The sequence below is a fragment of the Moorena producens 3L genome, from assembly GCF_000211815.1.
Classification (GTDB): Bacteria; Cyanobacteriota; Cyanobacteriia; order Cyanobacteriales; family Coleofasciculaceae; genus Moorena; species Moorena producens.
The window spans coordinates 102,890-116,552 of sequence record NZ_GL890931.1 but is presented as its reverse complement, the minus strand read 5'-3'; the positions used below and the strand labels follow the sequence as shown (position 1 = coordinate 116,552).

The following is a 13,663-nucleotide window of genomic DNA, read 5'->3' as shown; positions in this document are numbered from 1 at the left end:
GACTTGAAGCAACTTCATCAAGAGTTTGATTGGTTGGGATGTTGAAGGTTGGGATGTTGAAGGTTGAAGGTTGGGATGTTGAAGGTTGAAGGTTGGGATGTTGAAGGTTGAAGGTTGGGATATTGAAGGTTGAAAGCACTGTAGGGTGGGCAAATTCTGAGAGTTTGACAATTTGATAAAGAATCATGTCCATTTGCCCACCCGACAAGAGCGATCGCACCAGGCGATCGCTACTTTGAGCCTAATATTTTGTCATATTCGGCGTGTGTTCCAATCCAAAACCAAGCTAGATCATTATCCTTTTCTACCGCAATCGCTCTGTAGTGTAAACCCACTCGAACTGACCAAAACCGACCTACTTTCTTGAAATGTAGTGAGGGATATCGAGGATCCTGTTTGAGCAACTCGTAACATCTATCGGCAAGTTCTTGGATTTCCGATGGTAGCTGTCGATAATAATACCAAAAATCTGGTGTAGCAAGATGTTTCACAAATCAGTACAATTTCCTTGTTGTAAATCTTTCAGTGCTTTGTCTGCTAGTGCATCTAGCCTACCAGCCGCAACATCTGCTTCAAATTGTCGATCCCAATTTGCTGCATCAAATTCTGCAAACCAAGTCCGAAATTTGGCGAGATCCTCACTAGACAGTTGACTGACAGCACGTTCAATTTCTCCTAAGTCACTCTTATTCATAAGCCCTAATTTTGTACAGATCTATTCAAATTATACCGGGGACTACTTATTTGTTTACATTTAATGGTTTGCACCCAAAAAGAGCGATCGCACTGAGTTATCGCGCAAGCATTCAGCCATCAGCGGTTAGCTGTCAGCCGTCAGCCTAATGTTTAAAATAAATCTCAAATGAGAGATATTTCTACTCCCTACTCCCTACTCCCTACTCCCTACTCCCTACTCCCAGATCCGCTGTTCCCTTTGCTAAAGCTGATAGTGTGATCGCATTCGGTTGGGTAGGGTGGGCAAATTCTGTAGCGAAGGCAATAATATCAACAATCCTGTCGATTTGCCCACCCTACTTTATCGGCTAAAGCTGATAGCTGAATACTTACATTATCGCTGTCGGGTCATGCCAATTATTGCGTCTACGGTAAAGTCTGAGATAGTGTCAAGTGTCGGGAGTATGTCAGTTCCGGCAAACACCAGTGGTAGCTCCTGGTTTTCCCAAACCCAGATTTGCTGTCGCTGAATATCGATTAGCCAAGCCAGCTGAGTCCCGTTGCTCAAGAGGTGCGACCCGTGGCGAATTTAATTCTTAATGCGGAAAGCGCACCTAAAGTGCAAAATTTTGTTCTGTAGGTCTAATGTGCTTTGGTCAGGGGAGCGAATTTCAATTAACCAGTCTGGTGAACCTTGCAGGGGGCCATCTTGATCTCTGAGGCGGACGCTTTTAACAACGACAATATCTGGTACAGGGGATAAGGGAGGAATGATGCACCGGAGTTCTTGAATAGCTTCGTATGCTTGGGTTTGATTGTTGATGGCGTTTACGAGGTTGCGTTGGAGGCGGGAATGAAACAGTGTTGGCATAGGCTTTTGCTTCGGGTGTCCATGGATGAATTCCCAAGCAGGAGATGCTTCTATATTCGGTTGTTGGAGAAAAGTGTCTAAGGAGTTAGTAATGCTGGGTGATTGCATAATTAAGTTAGCAGAAGAATGCTTAGCAATATTCCAGGTAGTTTTTGTAGGGTGCGTTAGGCGGTTTGGTTGATAAAAATAGATGATATTGCCATAGTTTAAGCCGTAACGCACCATTGTATTGGTTAAGGATATTTTGGTTTCAATTTGTATATAGATGGTGCGTTACATTTCACCGCGAAGCACCCTACAAGAGCGTACGCACTTGCGCTCCCACGAAGTGGCGCTGCGCGCCTACGGCGATCGCACTGATAATTCTTCACGAAGAATACGGCGTAGATCCCCTTGGGTGAGAGGTTGCTCATTGGGCAGTAGGAGATGTTTTTTTAAAGCCTCATTTATTAGAGTCTGATAACCAATTCCAGCCGTTTCGGCCTGTTCTCGAAATAGGGCAAGAATTTCATCATCGAGATAAATAGTAATGCGTGTTTTTCCTTTAGAAGAAATTACGGCTCCTCGTTTTCCTTTAGAAAAATCATATTCCTTTCTCATAAGCTTTTGTCTCCTGTTTTGTGGCGCGACGAGCAGAAATTAGTCGAATCACCTCACCGCGCATGGTATATACAACGACCAATGGTAATCCAGAGTTTCCTATTCCCGCGCTCGATGAAACGTTCTTCGGTAATCGAATCTGGATCAATGTCATGAATGGCAAGGGGATCGAAAAACACCATTTCAGCTTCCGCAAACGAAACACCATGCTTTTGCCAATTGGTTTTTGCTTTACTGGGATCATATTCCAAGGTCATACATATATTATATGTATAACCGATTGTCTTGTCAAGATTCATGTCGAGGCGTGGCAAGCCTTAAATGAAGCTTAATGAAAAATGGTACGATTCCGATTTTTCAAGGCTTTTACTCAAAAATCTATGCACTATTTTATGCTGGCCACGACAGTAGGGTGGGCAAATTATGTAGGTTTGGCAATTTCATCTTTGTGTCATGTCCATTTGCCCACCCTACAAGATCTGGTACCTTTCCGCCCCAATGGCGATGTAATCCTTCCCTTTCAAGCCATCAGCATCTATCTGTTCTAATCGAGCTTAGCATTTCCTACACCAAAGATCATAGGCTTTCCATCATTATCCTTATCCATTTTTAACCACACTGTGCCTTTACCGTTTTTCGTTAAAGTTGGGTTGCTTTTATGTACCTGCGTAAACTGTACATCTTTTACGCATAATATATTCATTTTATTCACCGGATATTCAACTATTTCGGAACGATCCGTTCTCTCAACAATTCTCAACAGGTTGGTATATTCCTCAGATGAGAATACTGTATTATATGATCCACTGATATTATCTCGATTATCCGTGTGCTGCTGCGCCGTTTTTCCTGGTAAACTTACATGTCTGCTCATGAATCCCATGGCTGTTTTACCTACATTTCCAATCGCCTCCCTCAATACACGCCCCCCTCTAAACATCCCTTGGATTACACCGATCTGGGCATTCTTGGGGTCTAAGTACTGCTTGGATGATGATGTTGGGGGGTTGTATCCAACATTTGCTGTATCCCTATAGTAAGATTGTCGTGCCGGTGCTTCTCCCTCTCTATTGATTTCGGGACATCGTTCATTGCTTTCGGCGGGTTTGTACCAATGGATTGCTAAATCTTGCCTGCTTTGGCTGTGCGCTGGATACATGTTTTTCGTTTCCCATGGCCTGATTTGTTCCTTTCTCTGTCTTACACCACTACTACTTGTCTGCTGCACCACATGGGTCAACTCATGGGCTATCAACTCCTGCCCCCCCCTACTCTTAGGCTGATACGCTCCCTGCCTAAAAAACACATCCTGCCCCGTCGTAAACGCCTTCGCCTGTATCGACTGATTCAACTGATCCGACTGAGCATCCGTATGCACCCGCACCCCACTAAAATCCGCCCCCATCGCCTGCTCTAGCGGTTTTCTTATCTTGTCGGACAGTGGCTTTCCCCTTCCTCTTGCTTCCTTTATGGAACCTTCAAAATTTTGAGGTGCTAACGTTCCACCTGTTAACCCTTTCCTCTGAATTTCTTGTTTTGGCCTACCCAACTCTTCCTCTTCAATAATCCGTGGAGAATTAATCTGCTGTACTACCTGACGCGCTACTCGATCTGCCTCTTGCTCGTATTTATCACCAGGCTGTCCTATAGTTAGCTTTGCTTGCAGCCCGATTTCATACCATCCCGTGTCGGGCACGTATTGTCCCGTTTCTAGGGAGTGCATCACATTAGCCATTCTACTGCCCCATTCCCCGACCGCCTCTTCCGCGTTCCAATCCCTGTCCTCTTCATGTCGTCTTCTAGAACCCATCACTCTGGAGTCTTTCTTTTTTTGAGCATTTGTCCTAGAAATAGAGTGAGAATATTTCGGTTTATAGGTATGAGTAGTGCGCATAGCTATTTCTTTTTTCCTTGTACCCTTGAATAAAACCATATCAGTCGATCCATCCGTCTTCCAGGAGCGCGACATGGCACCCCTTTCTCAAACCAACTGGTATCACTCTAATCTTAGTTCTCTGTTTCAAGAAATCGAGCGAGTTCGTAACTATTTAGAAAAATACATAGAAGGTAATATAAATCAACAAACCGTTACTGAAATTGTTGACGATACTTCTGCCCTGGCTAAACTTTGTAACAAATTCCTTCTCTCCCCCTTTGAAAGGGATATCCTGCTCATGTGCGCGGGAATGGAAATCGAACCATTATTCCATTCTTTGTTTGCCCAAGCCCAAAAAAATAGTCCTAACAAAAACTATCCTACTCTCAGTTTAGCTTTTGACGCCATTCCCGGAGCCAATTGGGGTGTCCTTTCTCCCCAACGCCCTTTACTTTACTGGCAACTGCTCCACATAGAACCAGGATTGATCCTAAGCCAGTCCCCCCTCTATATTGACCAGCGTATCCTCTGCTTTCTTTTAGGTGAATATGCCACAGACGAGGAATTAGCAGGCAAGATCATACCCCTACCGCCTCAGACCAACGGTCATCTTTTGCCTAGCTCTCAGTTAAGTATAGGGTCGCAATTGATCACCATTTGGTCTGGCAGCGAGGGGAGAAATAGCTATCCCGTGGTGCAATTATCTGGCTCGGATCGAAGCACAAAATACCAAATTGCCTCCGCCACTTGTCAGGGTTTGGGGTTAAAGTTACAAACTCTCGAACCATTGGCTCTGACCACCAACCCCCAGGATGTCTACCAACTCGCGAAGCGTTGGCAAAGGGAAGCAATACTAAGCAATAGTGTCCTGTTGATTGACTGGGATAGTTATAATTTTACCGAGCCTGGGCGGGAGTATGCTCTGAGCCAATTTATTGATAGTAACAATACTCGTTTAATCCTCAGCAGCAATGACAGAAAAATTGACTGTCAGCGGACTGTTATTAACCTAGACATCCCTCCATTGAGCCACCAGGAACAATATGACCTGTGGGAAAGCCATATAGGGTCAGCAGCAGCCGAACTTAACGGTCAAATTGAGCGCATCGCCGTACAGTTTAACCTCAGTAGTGCTAGTATTCAAGCCGCCTGTGATCAATTCAAAATTCAAAATTCAAAAGTTCAATTATGGGATTTCTGCCGCCAAATCAGCCGTAATCAATTAGAACACTTAGCGCAACCGATAAATGCTACGGCTACCTGGGACGATCTGGTTTTACCAACCCCACAACGGCTGCTTCTTGGGGATATTGCCACTCATCTGAGACACCGGTATAAAGTCTATCAGGAATGGGGTTTCGCCCATTTTGGCGACCGGGGTTTGGGCATCAGCGCCCTATTTTACGGTGCTAGCGGAACTGGTAAAACCATGGCAGCAGAGGTATTAGCCAACGAATTTCGCCTCTCTCTTTATCGCATCGACCTAAGTAGAGTTGTCAGTAAATATATTGGTGAGACGGAAAAGAATCTGCGGCGGATCTTTGATGCTGCTGAAACAGGAAGTGCTATTCTACTGTTTGACGAAGCCGATGCCCTGTTTGGTAAGCGTACCCAAGTTAAAGACAGTCACGACCGCAACGCTAACATCGAAGTCAGCTATTTGCTGCAACGAATGGAAGCCTATCAAGGTTTAGCTATTTTGACCACCAATTTCCAAAGCGCCCTCGATAGTGCCTTTGAGCGCCGGATTCGCTTTGTGGTCGAGTTTCCGTTTCCCGGACCCGAAATCCGTACCCAAATTTGGCAGCGGATTTTTCCGACTATGACACCTACCCAAAACTTAAATTACCAGAAACTCGGTCAACTAAAAGTAGCTGGCGGAAATATTCGCAATATTGCCCTTAATGCCGCTTTTTTGGCCGCCGCCGCCGATGAAGCCGTGAACATGGAACATATCTATGAAGCAACAAAACGGGAATATCAAAAGTTGAAGAAAATGTTGACAAACGAAGAGATTGAAGGGTGGTTTTAGTTGTGGGGAGTTAATGGGAATCGGGAATCGGGAATCGGGAATCGGGAATCGGGAATCGGGAATCGGGAATCGGGAATCGGGAATCGGGAATCGGGAATCGGGAATCGGGAATCGGGAATCGGGAATCGGGAATCGGGAATCGGGAATCGGGAATCGGGAGTAGTAGGGTGGGCAAATGCTGACCCTCTGACAACAATATCTCGAATCCTGTCGATTTGCCCACCTTCCCTGAGCGGCTGTGGGGTTTGGTGGGCAAATGCTGACCCTCTGACAACAATATCTCGAATCCTGTCGATTTGCCCACCCTACAAGCTGTTCCCTGTTCCCTGTTCTCTGTTCCCTGTTCCCTGTTCCCTGTTCCCTAAAACCAACGACTCTGTACCTCACCCAATTAAAAACCGCTATACAAGAACTCAAACCGTTTGAGCCTCATTAATATAAAAAGGATAAACCAGGTTAAACCTAGAATTAGTGACTCGCACCGTATAGGTAATACTTATTAACAACAATCCCTCTAATTCACTGTCCTCTATATTAATTTCCTCCACATCTATACGATGCTCATGGTTCAAAAGAGCATCAGAAATCGTACCTCTTATTCCCGTAATTAACCCTTGAGTAATTTCCTCAAACAGAAACTGACTCAATTCGCAACCAAAATCAGGCTGCATAATCCGTTCCCCTGGACGGGTTGACAGGATAATTTCCAAACTATGGACAATATCCTCTTCATCAGAAACCATCTCCACCGTTCCTGTATCCCCGTTAAATGTAGGGGGAAAACTCCATCCTGTCCCTAAAAAAGAGCTGTTTTCTTCCATTTGCCTCTTGCCTCTGGCCTTAATAGTACTGTAAGCTATCAGCCGTCAGCCGTCAGCCGTCAGCATTCAGCCGTCAGCCGTCAGCCGTCAGCCGTCAGCTGACGTAACTCAGATTAAACGAATGCTTACCTCTTGTCTTGATGCAGTCGCTCATGGGGGAAACCACGGCAGTTGCTCATGGGGGAGACCACGGCAGTCGCTCATGGGGGAAACCACGGCAGTCGCTCATGGGGGAAACCCCCAAGACCGCGCTGCCTCCCCAAGACCGCACTGCCTCCCCAAGACCGCGCTGCATCGCTTATTCAAAAGCAGCTCAAGTAGCGTGCCCATAGCCCATAAGCTGAGAGCTGAGAGCTGAGAGCTGAGAGCTGAGAGCTGAGAGCTGAGAGCTGACGGCTGATAGCTCAATGCTTACCTATTTCTTAACTAACTTTTCATGTTCCGGTGATTTTAATCCCTCCTGTAAAATGGCTAATACTTGGGCTAAGTCTCCGGCAAGTAAAGCGTCTTGGGCTAACCATAACCCAGGGAAGTATTCACTACAGATAATGCCTTTATCATTCGGGTTTAGTTTAATATATTTTCCTTCCCTTAACCGAAACCAATCAAGTTCTCCGTCATAAACCCGCCAAACTAAATATTCTTGAACTTGATTACGTCGGTAAGCTTTTAATTTATCATTTAAATCAATAGAAGCGGTACTGGCTGCTATTTCTACGATTAATTCTGGCGCACCTTCTACATAGCCGTCTTCACTAATCCTTGATTGTCCATCTACCGTTAGTCTTAGTAAAGCATCCGGTTGAGGTTCATTGTCGGCATCTAGACGTACAGTCGCATTATCTCCCACTTCTACCCCTGGTGTAGCTGACCAATATGTACCTAACCAAGTCATAATACGAGCATGGGGATTAGCATGTTGGGTCATTCTTAAGGGTGATGCCATATAAACAATTCTTTCGATTAATTCCGCTTTTTTGACATCAGGCATCTGTGCATAACGCTGTTCAAATTCTTGCCTAGTTAGTTGATCTCCACTTTCAAGGGGTGGAATTGTAGTTTTGGTTTTTAATATGGTTTGAGACATGGTTTTTTTAGCAGTACTGACGTAAGCATTCAGCCCTCAGCCCTCAGCCCTCAGCTTATTTTATTGCCGTCAGCTTATTTTATTCAAAAGCACCGATTACGCTACGCGCATTAGCTGATAGCTGAATGCTTACGTACTGACTTTGGTGGGTTACTCTATTGCTAACACACCCTCGGGATTTTGGTGCGTTAAGCGATCGCGCTTCGCACGCTACGCGAACAGCTGACGGCTGACGGCTGACCGCTGACCGCTGACCGCTGACCGCTGACCGCTGACGGCTGACGGCTGACGGCTTACCTTGCTTCTTAGCTCAATTAATATCCACTCTCTCGCCTTTAATCTTGATATATTCACCCTCCATCACAAGGTCCTTACTTGATTTTATTTTAATTCCTTGATTATCCATCGTGATTGTATTACCATTTTCATCTTCCAATTTAATCCCTTTATCCTGCTCGGATAATTTTAAGGTATTGCCTTTGGATGTACTAATTTCGATTAACTTATTTTCATCATCAAATATAATTTTTAGGGATTCTTTGGTAACTATTCCTTTTTTATTATTTTCCTTGGTTACTGTTAAACCTGCTGGTAAAGCATTTTTAACACTATGCACTGCTCCTAGAATTATGGCTTGTCTAGGGTCATCATTGATAAAACCGAGAATAACCTCATCCCCGGTTTCTGGTCTAAAGAAAATACCCCTTTTATTACCAGCCTCAACGGAAGCTAATCTTGCCCAAACAATACCATCTTTTTCAATTGAGGGGATTCTGACTTTTACCCTAAACTGTTTTTCTGGATCCGCTTCATACTTATCCACAATCCCAATTTGCAACCCATGAATAGCTGGAATCAATCCCGCCACTGGTGTATCAAAAATATCATTATTTTGTTGATAAAACCAGCTAGCTGACAAGCCAAATTGTACATACGTTTGCCAGCCTTGTCTACTAAATTGATGTCGAATAGCCGTTACTAAAGTTTTGCCATTGAAGCGCTTTCCTATTCCATCAAGTTTTATTATATCTCCTGGTTTAATATCAGCAAATCCAGGTAAATTGAAGCGACCTTTAAACAGTGACAGACGACTTTTTTGTAACTTGGCATCTGCCCAAGCTTTTACTTCCTGGTCATCTAAGGGAGCTAAACTGATTAATTGATAGTTATCTGCACCAATGGTTTTTGCTAATTCATCTCCTTTTAAATTACCCTGGTCTAGAGAAAACTCTTTGGCTTTTTGTGATTGTAATAATTTCTGTGTTTTGATATCCCAAGCTGTACTTTCTACCGACGCTTTCTGATCGCAAATATCAGCTTCCATTTCAAACTCGTAAATTTCATCTTTGCCATACTCAAAGGTATGTTTTGGTTTCCCCTTTAGATTAGGCTCGACCCCAGTAATTTCGCCATCATCAACTAAAACCCACAGACCATTGACATCCCCACGAGATAAAATGAAATCCCAGTCAGTGCAGTAATATTGCACCATTTCCTTATGCTTTGGTTTAGTTACAGCAATAGATTTGACTGTTAACCCCCCAGTTTTGATGACTTTGTCGATAATATCCTTGTCTGTCATATCTCGAAACACAGCACTTTTTCTTTGGGTGGTTAGTTTGTATGCTGCATCTTTTAAATCAACAGTGAGCAGAGAACTATAGCGATCGGCTTGCACACAGTGTCTAACTATAATTCCCTTAAAAACTGTTGCTTCCTTTTGTTTTTCCCCTTCATAGCGAAGCTTTATTTCAATTTCTTGGCCTGGTTTAAAAAACTCCGTGCTGCTAATAGGAAATTCTTGTTTTGCCGCCTCACCATCTAATAAAATTATTTGAGCTATCGGGATTTTATTCACCTCTTTGATAATGTCAATCGACATGAGGTTGTATTCTGGGTTCATTACTTCCCCAGTATCACTCAAAATTGTTGCTGTGACGACACCACTCATTATGTTTTTACTTCTCTATTGGCGGTAATTTGATAGTTGTTCCGGTTTTTAACTTTCTGAAGTTATTGACATTATTAGCACGGGCAAGCTGGATATAATAAGCCGAGTCACCATATACCTCTTGAGCCATCAAAGCCAACTTATCTCCAGCTTTTACTGTTTTAGTATGGGTGAGATCGGGTGAGCTTTTATTTTCTAGTTTAATTCGCTTGGAATCTTCTAGATCACCTTTAAAAACGGTATCTAACTCAGCTCTTATCGGTTGTCCGCTACGGTTGAAAAGTGTATACTTAACATTAACAGATACGAGACGGCAATCAAAAATTAAGTCTCCCCATTCAATTTTGAGATATTTAGGCTCATGGATTTTTCCATCCATAAATGTTGTTAGCTTCAGAAAGCGGTCTACTTGCTTGTAAACATCTCTCGTCCCTAAAAGATTGCCAAGTAATGAAGCTCCGGCAAACCCTAAACCTCCATAATCTGCTACTCCTGTGTCATCTAAAATTAACTTGAGGGACAAATTCCTGGGTTTGCTGAGAGTATATTTTGCTTCGCGTCCACGGGTATTAATACCCTGCTTATTTTGATAAACATTCTCGTATTTTAAGGAATAGGATTCCGGATTAAACATGACTTCAAAGGTATCTTCTCCCTTTCCAGTACGTTTTCCATCTTTATAAACACGAATCTTCAGCTTTTCTAATTTGAAAGGATTTTTTAGCATAGATTTACCTTATCTCTCTTTTTTCCGCTCCAGTATCTTCAGTACCTGGGCGACACAAGCAGCAATTATTTCCTCTTTTTGTTCAGACTTTTCTCCCGTCTGGTAATCTAAATTATGATCTTCACTATTTCCATTTTCACTATTTCCATGCTTAGATTCACTATTATCCACAATGTTGGCACGAATAATTAATTCTTTGATTTCCACTGGCATAGCTAAATCCTCACACTTTGAAATCTGGCATAGGCTAATTCCATCGTATCTATAACCACAGCATTGGCATTAGCATCTAGGTCAGATGTCGTCCATTTGACTGGATAAGCTCTCTTAAATAACCAACTAGAAACAGGAGCAGTGTTTTCATTAAGCAAAATGACTAAGACATTGCTGGGAGCAAATTTCATGGTACTCATAGCAACGTTAAACTCTATATTCAGAGGAGAGCCAATCACCATTCCTCTTTCTAAAACCAGATTATTATAGGTAACCTGATTAGGCAAACGATGTCTGAAAATATTTTCACCCCCTTCACGGATGTCCGTTGTGCTTATTTCCGCAGAAATTCCCGATACCTTTTGAAAGCGAATATCTAAGGGATTAGGCACAATTCCAGCAATGAAAAATACGACCATAAAATTAAATCCAACCGGGGGATTTTCAGTCAAAGTAAGTTCCGGAATGGGGAAATTATCTGCCATCACTTACAGCGGTTTTCAATTCGGTGAACTACAAAGTCTTGGGTTTTAGGGAGCAGGGAGCAGGGAGCAGGGAGCAGGGAGCAGGGAGCAGGGAGCAGGGAAGAGAGAAGAGAGAAGTCTAATGATTATAATGGAGGGTTATTAACCTTGAGAGTATTAGCCATTAGTTCTAAACTTTCAATAGCCACTTCATTGCTAGTGGCATTAAATGACGGTGCATCTAATTTCTTAGGGAAAGCATTTATAACTTCCCAGGATACAACTGGTTCACCTGACTCGTCTAACAATTCAATAGTAAGATCTCGCTTTTCGACAGTATTGAGGTTAATCGTGTTAAACCAATCAAATAAATAGCTGTCTTGTCTGACAATTCCTTTCTGTAGGGTTAGGTTAATGGGAGTGTCTAATCCTGGCATGTACTTTGCCCCTTCTTTATAACTCAGGCCATCTCGATAAGTAATCGTTTCAAATTCAATGCTTAATCCCGATACCTCTGAGAAAGCATAGGAATTATCTCCAGCGATGGTGACTCGGTAATAAAATACCGGAATTGGATAAGTATTTTTGATTTGTTCTACTGTGTCTGCCATGATTTATTTATCCTTAATTACTTTAGGTTTAGTTTAAGCTATCAGCTATCAGCTATCAGCTATCAGCTATCAGCTATCAGCTATCAGCTATCATTTATCAGCCATCAGCCATTGGCCTTGGCCTTGGGCGTTGGCCACGCTACGGGAATGGCTCACGGCTGACTGCTGACCACTGACCACTGACTGCTGACCGCTGACCACTGAATGCTTAGAATTTTGAATTTTGAATTTTGAATTTTGAATTTTGAATTTTGAATTTTGAATTTTCAATTCCCCCTATGCTTCCTGTAATTTATGGGAGAATTTCAGGATAATGAACTCAGCCGGACGAACTGCCGCCAGACCAATTTCCACAATCATCCGTCCTTCTAAAATGTCCTGTGCTCTCATGCTTTTACCCAGTCCGATATTAACAAAGAAAGCTTGTTCAGGAGTGCTACCAGCCAGGGCACCTTGTCGCCATAATCCCTCTAGATAATTTTCAATTAGGGACTTCACTTTCAGCCAGGTGATAGTGTTGTTAGACTCAAAGACCACAAATGCAGTGGCTTTCTGAATCGATTCTTCAATGAGATTGAACAGTCTGCGCACAGGGATATAGCGCCATTCATTGTCATTACCCGCTAAAGTCCTTGCTCCCCAAATTAAAGTTCCTTTTCCGGTAAAACTGCGAATAGCATTGATGGATTTACCAGCGGTGGGATCAACGTTGAGATTTTCCTGTTCCTCGTTGGTAATTTTTTCCGTAGGCGCAAGTACCGATGCCAAGCTGACATTAGCAGGTGCTTTCCAAACTCCCCTGTCCCGATCTACCCTGGCATATACCCCTGCTACGGCTGCACTTGGGGGTAATACGACTCGCTGTTTAGCTAGTTCAGTCTTAATTTTGTTGTAGAGATCGGTGTTGTTGGTTTTGATGCCAGTCAGCTTTGGCTCAGTGCTTCCTCCTGTATTAGTGTCTCCTCCTGTATTAGTGCTTCCTCCTGTATCGGTGGTTCCTCCACCTCCTTGAATACTTACAGAATCATCGGTGTAATAGTAGTTGAGTGATGTTTGGAGATAAGGAGAATAAGCTGCGCCATATTTTAAATATGCTGTACCAATTCCCTGTCGGAATCCATCAACTCCCCCTTTAGGTGTTCGTTCTGTTGCCCCCGTGCCTGTTTCGTCTGCCCCTGTGCCTGTTTCGTCTGTTTTCTCTTTCATAACGTCGAAGATTGCAAACCGATCTTTTAATTTATTGCATTGCACCAAAGCTTGTTCACAAAGTCCGTAATAATCGGTTTCAGTACTTAAATTAGCGGCATCGGTAAGCATGATTAAAGTCGGTTCATCTTCTTTTTCTAAAGCATCTAAACCTGCTTTAAAATCGGCAACAGCTTTTGGACTATTGCTGTATTGCCCTACCGAAACAATGTAACAACTGCCCCCACCGTTATCAAAATACAGGCGCAAAGCATAATACATTAAATACTTGAGTTCAGGAGCGCTAATGGGTGCGATTACACCTTCGCTCTCTGTAACCTCAAATTTACTTGCTTGAGCTTTGCCAAACAAAGTTTCATAGTCAAGCAGTGAACTAATTCGAGTGGGTTTATTGTTTAATTGGCTGTCTATTCCAGCTTTTTCTGTGTAACCGATAAAAGCTGGAATCGCTGTAGATACCTCAGCGACTGAAGGGGGAAATGTAGAAATTTCCTCGACATAAACATTGGGAGTTTTATAAGTGACCATG

The 13,663-nt window shown here is 43.1% G+C and carries 19 protein-coding genes and 1 pseudogene; 2 read left to right on the top strand and 18 right to left on the bottom strand.

Annotated features, from left to right (window positions below):
- From LYNGBM3L_RS18275 to LYNGBM3L_RS18250, 6 genes and pseudogenes are all read right to left on the bottom strand, one after another.
- Window positions 1-187 (bottom strand): hypothetical protein (locus LYNGBM3L_RS18275; protein WP_044493726.1); only part of this gene is annotated, 187 nt, incomplete at its 3' end.
- Window positions 188-230: 43 nt separating this feature from the next.
- A complete protein-coding gene (locus LYNGBM3L_RS18270) occupies window positions 231-491 on the bottom strand; it encodes a ParE family toxin-like protein (RefSeq protein ID WP_008186278.1) in 261 nt (86 codons plus the stop codon).
- Entirely contained in the window at window positions 488-694 is a 207-nt protein-coding gene (locus LYNGBM3L_RS18265; RefSeq protein WP_008186276.1) for a hypothetical protein, read from the bottom strand. Before LYNGBM3L_RS18265 ends, LYNGBM3L_RS18270 begins: the two co-directional genes overlap by 4 nt.
- Window positions 695-1,069: 375 nt before the next feature.
- A pseudogene (locus LYNGBM3L_RS50450) lies at window positions 1,070-1,654 on the bottom strand (Uma2 family endonuclease).
- 234 nt (window positions 1,655-1,888) lie between these two features.
- Window positions 1,889-2,146, bottom strand: a complete 258-nt coding sequence (locus LYNGBM3L_RS18255) for a BrnA antitoxin family protein (RefSeq protein WP_008186270.1) — start codon at window positions 2,144-2,146, stop codon at window positions 1,889-1,891.
- A 53-nt stretch (window positions 2,147-2,199) separates the two neighbouring features.
- A complete protein-coding gene (locus tag LYNGBM3L_RS18250) occupies window positions 2,200-2,403 on the bottom strand; it encodes a BrnT family toxin (protein ID WP_008186268.1) in 204 nt (67 codons plus the stop codon).
- An 81-nt stretch (window positions 2,404-2,484) separates the two neighbouring features.
- Between LYNGBM3L_RS18250 and LYNGBM3L_RS18245 the strand changes: the two genes are divergently transcribed.
- Window positions 2,485-2,694: a hypothetical protein gene (locus tag LYNGBM3L_RS18245; protein WP_044493724.1), complete on the top strand. Its 210-nt coding sequence runs from the start codon at window positions 2,485-2,487 to the stop codon at window positions 2,692-2,694.
- Here the strand turns inward: LYNGBM3L_RS18245 and LYNGBM3L_RS34970 are convergent.
- Window positions 2,691-4,079, bottom strand: a complete 1,389-nt coding sequence (locus LYNGBM3L_RS34970; RefSeq protein WP_202799217.1) for an eCIS core domain-containing protein — start codon at window positions 4,077-4,079, stop codon at window positions 2,691-2,693. The genes LYNGBM3L_RS18245 and LYNGBM3L_RS34970 overlap by 4 nt on opposite strands.
- A 34-nt stretch (window positions 4,080-4,113) precedes the next feature.
- On the opposite strand from LYNGBM3L_RS34970, the gene LYNGBM3L_RS18235 reads away from it, so the two are divergent.
- On the top strand, window positions 4,114-6,054 hold the full coding sequence (locus LYNGBM3L_RS18235; RefSeq protein ID WP_008186261.1) for an ATP-binding protein: 1,941 nt from the start codon (window positions 4,114-4,116) through the stop codon (window positions 6,052-6,054).
- Window positions 6,055-6,064: 10 nt separating this feature from the next.
- Here the strand turns inward: LYNGBM3L_RS18235 and LYNGBM3L_RS43850 are convergent, their stop codons facing one another.
- The 11 genes from LYNGBM3L_RS43850 to LYNGBM3L_RS18190 form a co-directional block, all read right to left on the bottom strand.
- On the bottom strand, window positions 6,065-6,328 hold the full coding sequence (locus LYNGBM3L_RS43850; RefSeq protein ID WP_154659845.1) for a hypothetical protein: 264 nt from the start codon (window positions 6,326-6,328) through the stop codon (window positions 6,065-6,067).
- Window positions 6,329-6,467: 139 nt separating this feature from the next.
- Window positions 6,468-6,875: a GPW/gp25 family protein gene (locus tag LYNGBM3L_RS18230; RefSeq protein WP_008186258.1), complete on the bottom strand. Its 408-nt coding sequence runs from the start codon at window positions 6,873-6,875 to the stop codon at window positions 6,468-6,470.
- Window positions 6,876-7,290: 415 nt separating this feature from the next.
- On the bottom strand, window positions 7,291-7,962 hold the full coding sequence (locus tag LYNGBM3L_RS18225; protein ID WP_008186256.1) for a Uma2 family endonuclease: 672 nt from the start codon (window positions 7,960-7,962) through the stop codon (window positions 7,291-7,293).
- Window positions 7,963-8,172: 210 nt separating this feature from the next.
- Window positions 8,173-8,316 (bottom strand): hypothetical protein, encoded by a 144-nt coding sequence (locus LYNGBM3L_RS45890; protein WP_154659844.1) that lies wholly within the window; start codon window positions 8,314-8,316, stop codon window positions 8,173-8,175.
- Complete coding sequence (vgrG, locus tag LYNGBM3L_RS18220) at window positions 8,273-9,913, bottom strand: type VI secretion system tip protein VgrG (RefSeq protein ID WP_008186254.1); 1,641 nt, start codon at window positions 9,911-9,913, stop codon at window positions 8,273-8,275. The genes LYNGBM3L_RS45890 and vgrG overlap by 44 nt, the downstream gene beginning before the upstream one ends.
- A gap of 7 nt (window positions 9,914-9,920) precedes the next feature.
- Window positions 9,921-10,640 carry a CIS tube protein gene (locus LYNGBM3L_RS18215; protein WP_008186252.1) on the bottom strand — a complete coding sequence of 240 codons (720 nt, stop codon included), beginning with the start codon at window positions 10,638-10,640 and terminating at the stop codon, window positions 9,921-9,923.
- A 9-nt stretch (window positions 10,641-10,649) separates the two neighbouring features.
- Window positions 10,650-10,853 (bottom strand): DUF5908 family protein, encoded by a 204-nt coding sequence (locus tag LYNGBM3L_RS18210; protein ID WP_008186250.1) that lies wholly within the window; start codon window positions 10,851-10,853, stop codon window positions 10,650-10,652.
- 2 nt (window positions 10,854-10,855) lie between these two features.
- Window positions 10,856-11,338 (bottom strand): phage tail protein, encoded by a 483-nt coding sequence (locus tag LYNGBM3L_RS18205; RefSeq protein WP_008186248.1) that lies wholly within the window; start codon window positions 11,336-11,338, stop codon window positions 10,856-10,858.
- Window positions 11,339-11,463: 125 nt separating this feature from the next.
- Window positions 11,464-11,928, bottom strand: coding sequence for a phage tail protein (locus LYNGBM3L_RS18200; protein ID WP_008186247.1), 465 nt, complete (start codon window positions 11,926-11,928; stop codon window positions 11,464-11,466).
- 90 nt (window positions 11,929-12,018) lie between these two features.
- Entirely contained in the window at window positions 12,019-12,198 is a 180-nt protein-coding gene (locus tag LYNGBM3L_RS43840; RefSeq protein WP_008186244.1) for a hypothetical protein, read from the bottom strand.
- 6 nt (window positions 12,199-12,204) lie between these two features.
- A complete protein-coding gene (locus LYNGBM3L_RS18190; RefSeq protein ID WP_008186241.1) occupies window positions 12,205-13,662 on the bottom strand; it encodes a phage tail sheath family protein in 1,458 nt (485 codons plus the stop codon).
- Window position 13,663: the final 1 nt, after the last annotated feature.

Excerpts from the sequence above, each read along its gene's own strand:
- LYNGBM3L_RS18235 (WP_008186261.1), top strand. The coding sequence starts at position 4,114 with ATGGCACCCCTTTCTCAAACCAACTGGTATCACTCTAATCTTAGTTCT.
- LYNGBM3L_RS18190 (WP_008186241.1), bottom strand. The coding sequence starts at position 13,662 with ATGGTCACTTATAAAACTCCCAATGTTTATGTCGAGGAAATTTCTACA.
- LYNGBM3L_RS18210 (WP_008186250.1), bottom strand. The coding sequence starts at position 10,853 with ATGCCAGTGGAAATCAAAGAATTAATTATTCGTGCCAACATTGTGGAT.
- LYNGBM3L_RS18245 (WP_044493724.1), top strand. The coding sequence starts at position 2,485 with ATGGTACGATTCCGATTTTTCAAGGCTTTTACTCAAAAATCTATGCAC.
- vgrG (WP_008186254.1), bottom strand. The coding sequence starts at position 9,913 with ATGAGTGGTGTCGTCACAGCAACAATTTTGAGTGATACTGGGGAAGTA.
- LYNGBM3L_RS18205 (WP_008186248.1), bottom strand. The coding sequence starts at position 11,338 with ATGGCAGATAATTTCCCCATTCCGGAACTTACTTTGACTGAAAATCCC.
- LYNGBM3L_RS18255 (WP_008186270.1), bottom strand. The coding sequence starts at position 2,146 with ATGAGAAAGGAATATGATTTTTCTAAAGGAAAACGAGGAGCCGTAATT.
- LYNGBM3L_RS18225 (WP_008186256.1), bottom strand. The coding sequence starts at position 7,962 with ATGTCTCAAACCATATTAAAAACCAAAACTACAATTCCACCCCTTGAA.
- LYNGBM3L_RS18250 (WP_008186268.1), bottom strand. The coding sequence starts at position 2,403 with ATGACCTTGGAATATGATCCCAGTAAAGCAAAAACCAATTGGCAAAAG.
- LYNGBM3L_RS18230 (WP_008186258.1), bottom strand. The coding sequence starts at position 6,875 with ATGGAAGAAAACAGCTCTTTTTTAGGGACAGGATGGAGTTTTCCCCCT.
- LYNGBM3L_RS18265 (WP_008186276.1), bottom strand. The coding sequence starts at position 694 with ATGAATAAGAGTGACTTAGGAGAAATTGAACGTGCTGTCAGTCAACTG.
- LYNGBM3L_RS18215 (WP_008186252.1), bottom strand. The coding sequence starts at position 10,640 with ATGCTAAAAAATCCTTTCAAATTAGAAAAGCTGAAGATTCGTGTTTAT.
- LYNGBM3L_RS34970 (WP_202799217.1), bottom strand. The coding sequence starts at position 4,079 with ATGGTTTTATTCAAGGGTACAAGGAAAAAAGAAATAGCTATGCGCACT.
- LYNGBM3L_RS18200 (WP_008186247.1), bottom strand. The coding sequence starts at position 11,928 with ATGGCAGACACAGTAGAACAAATCAAAAATACTTATCCAATTCCGGTA.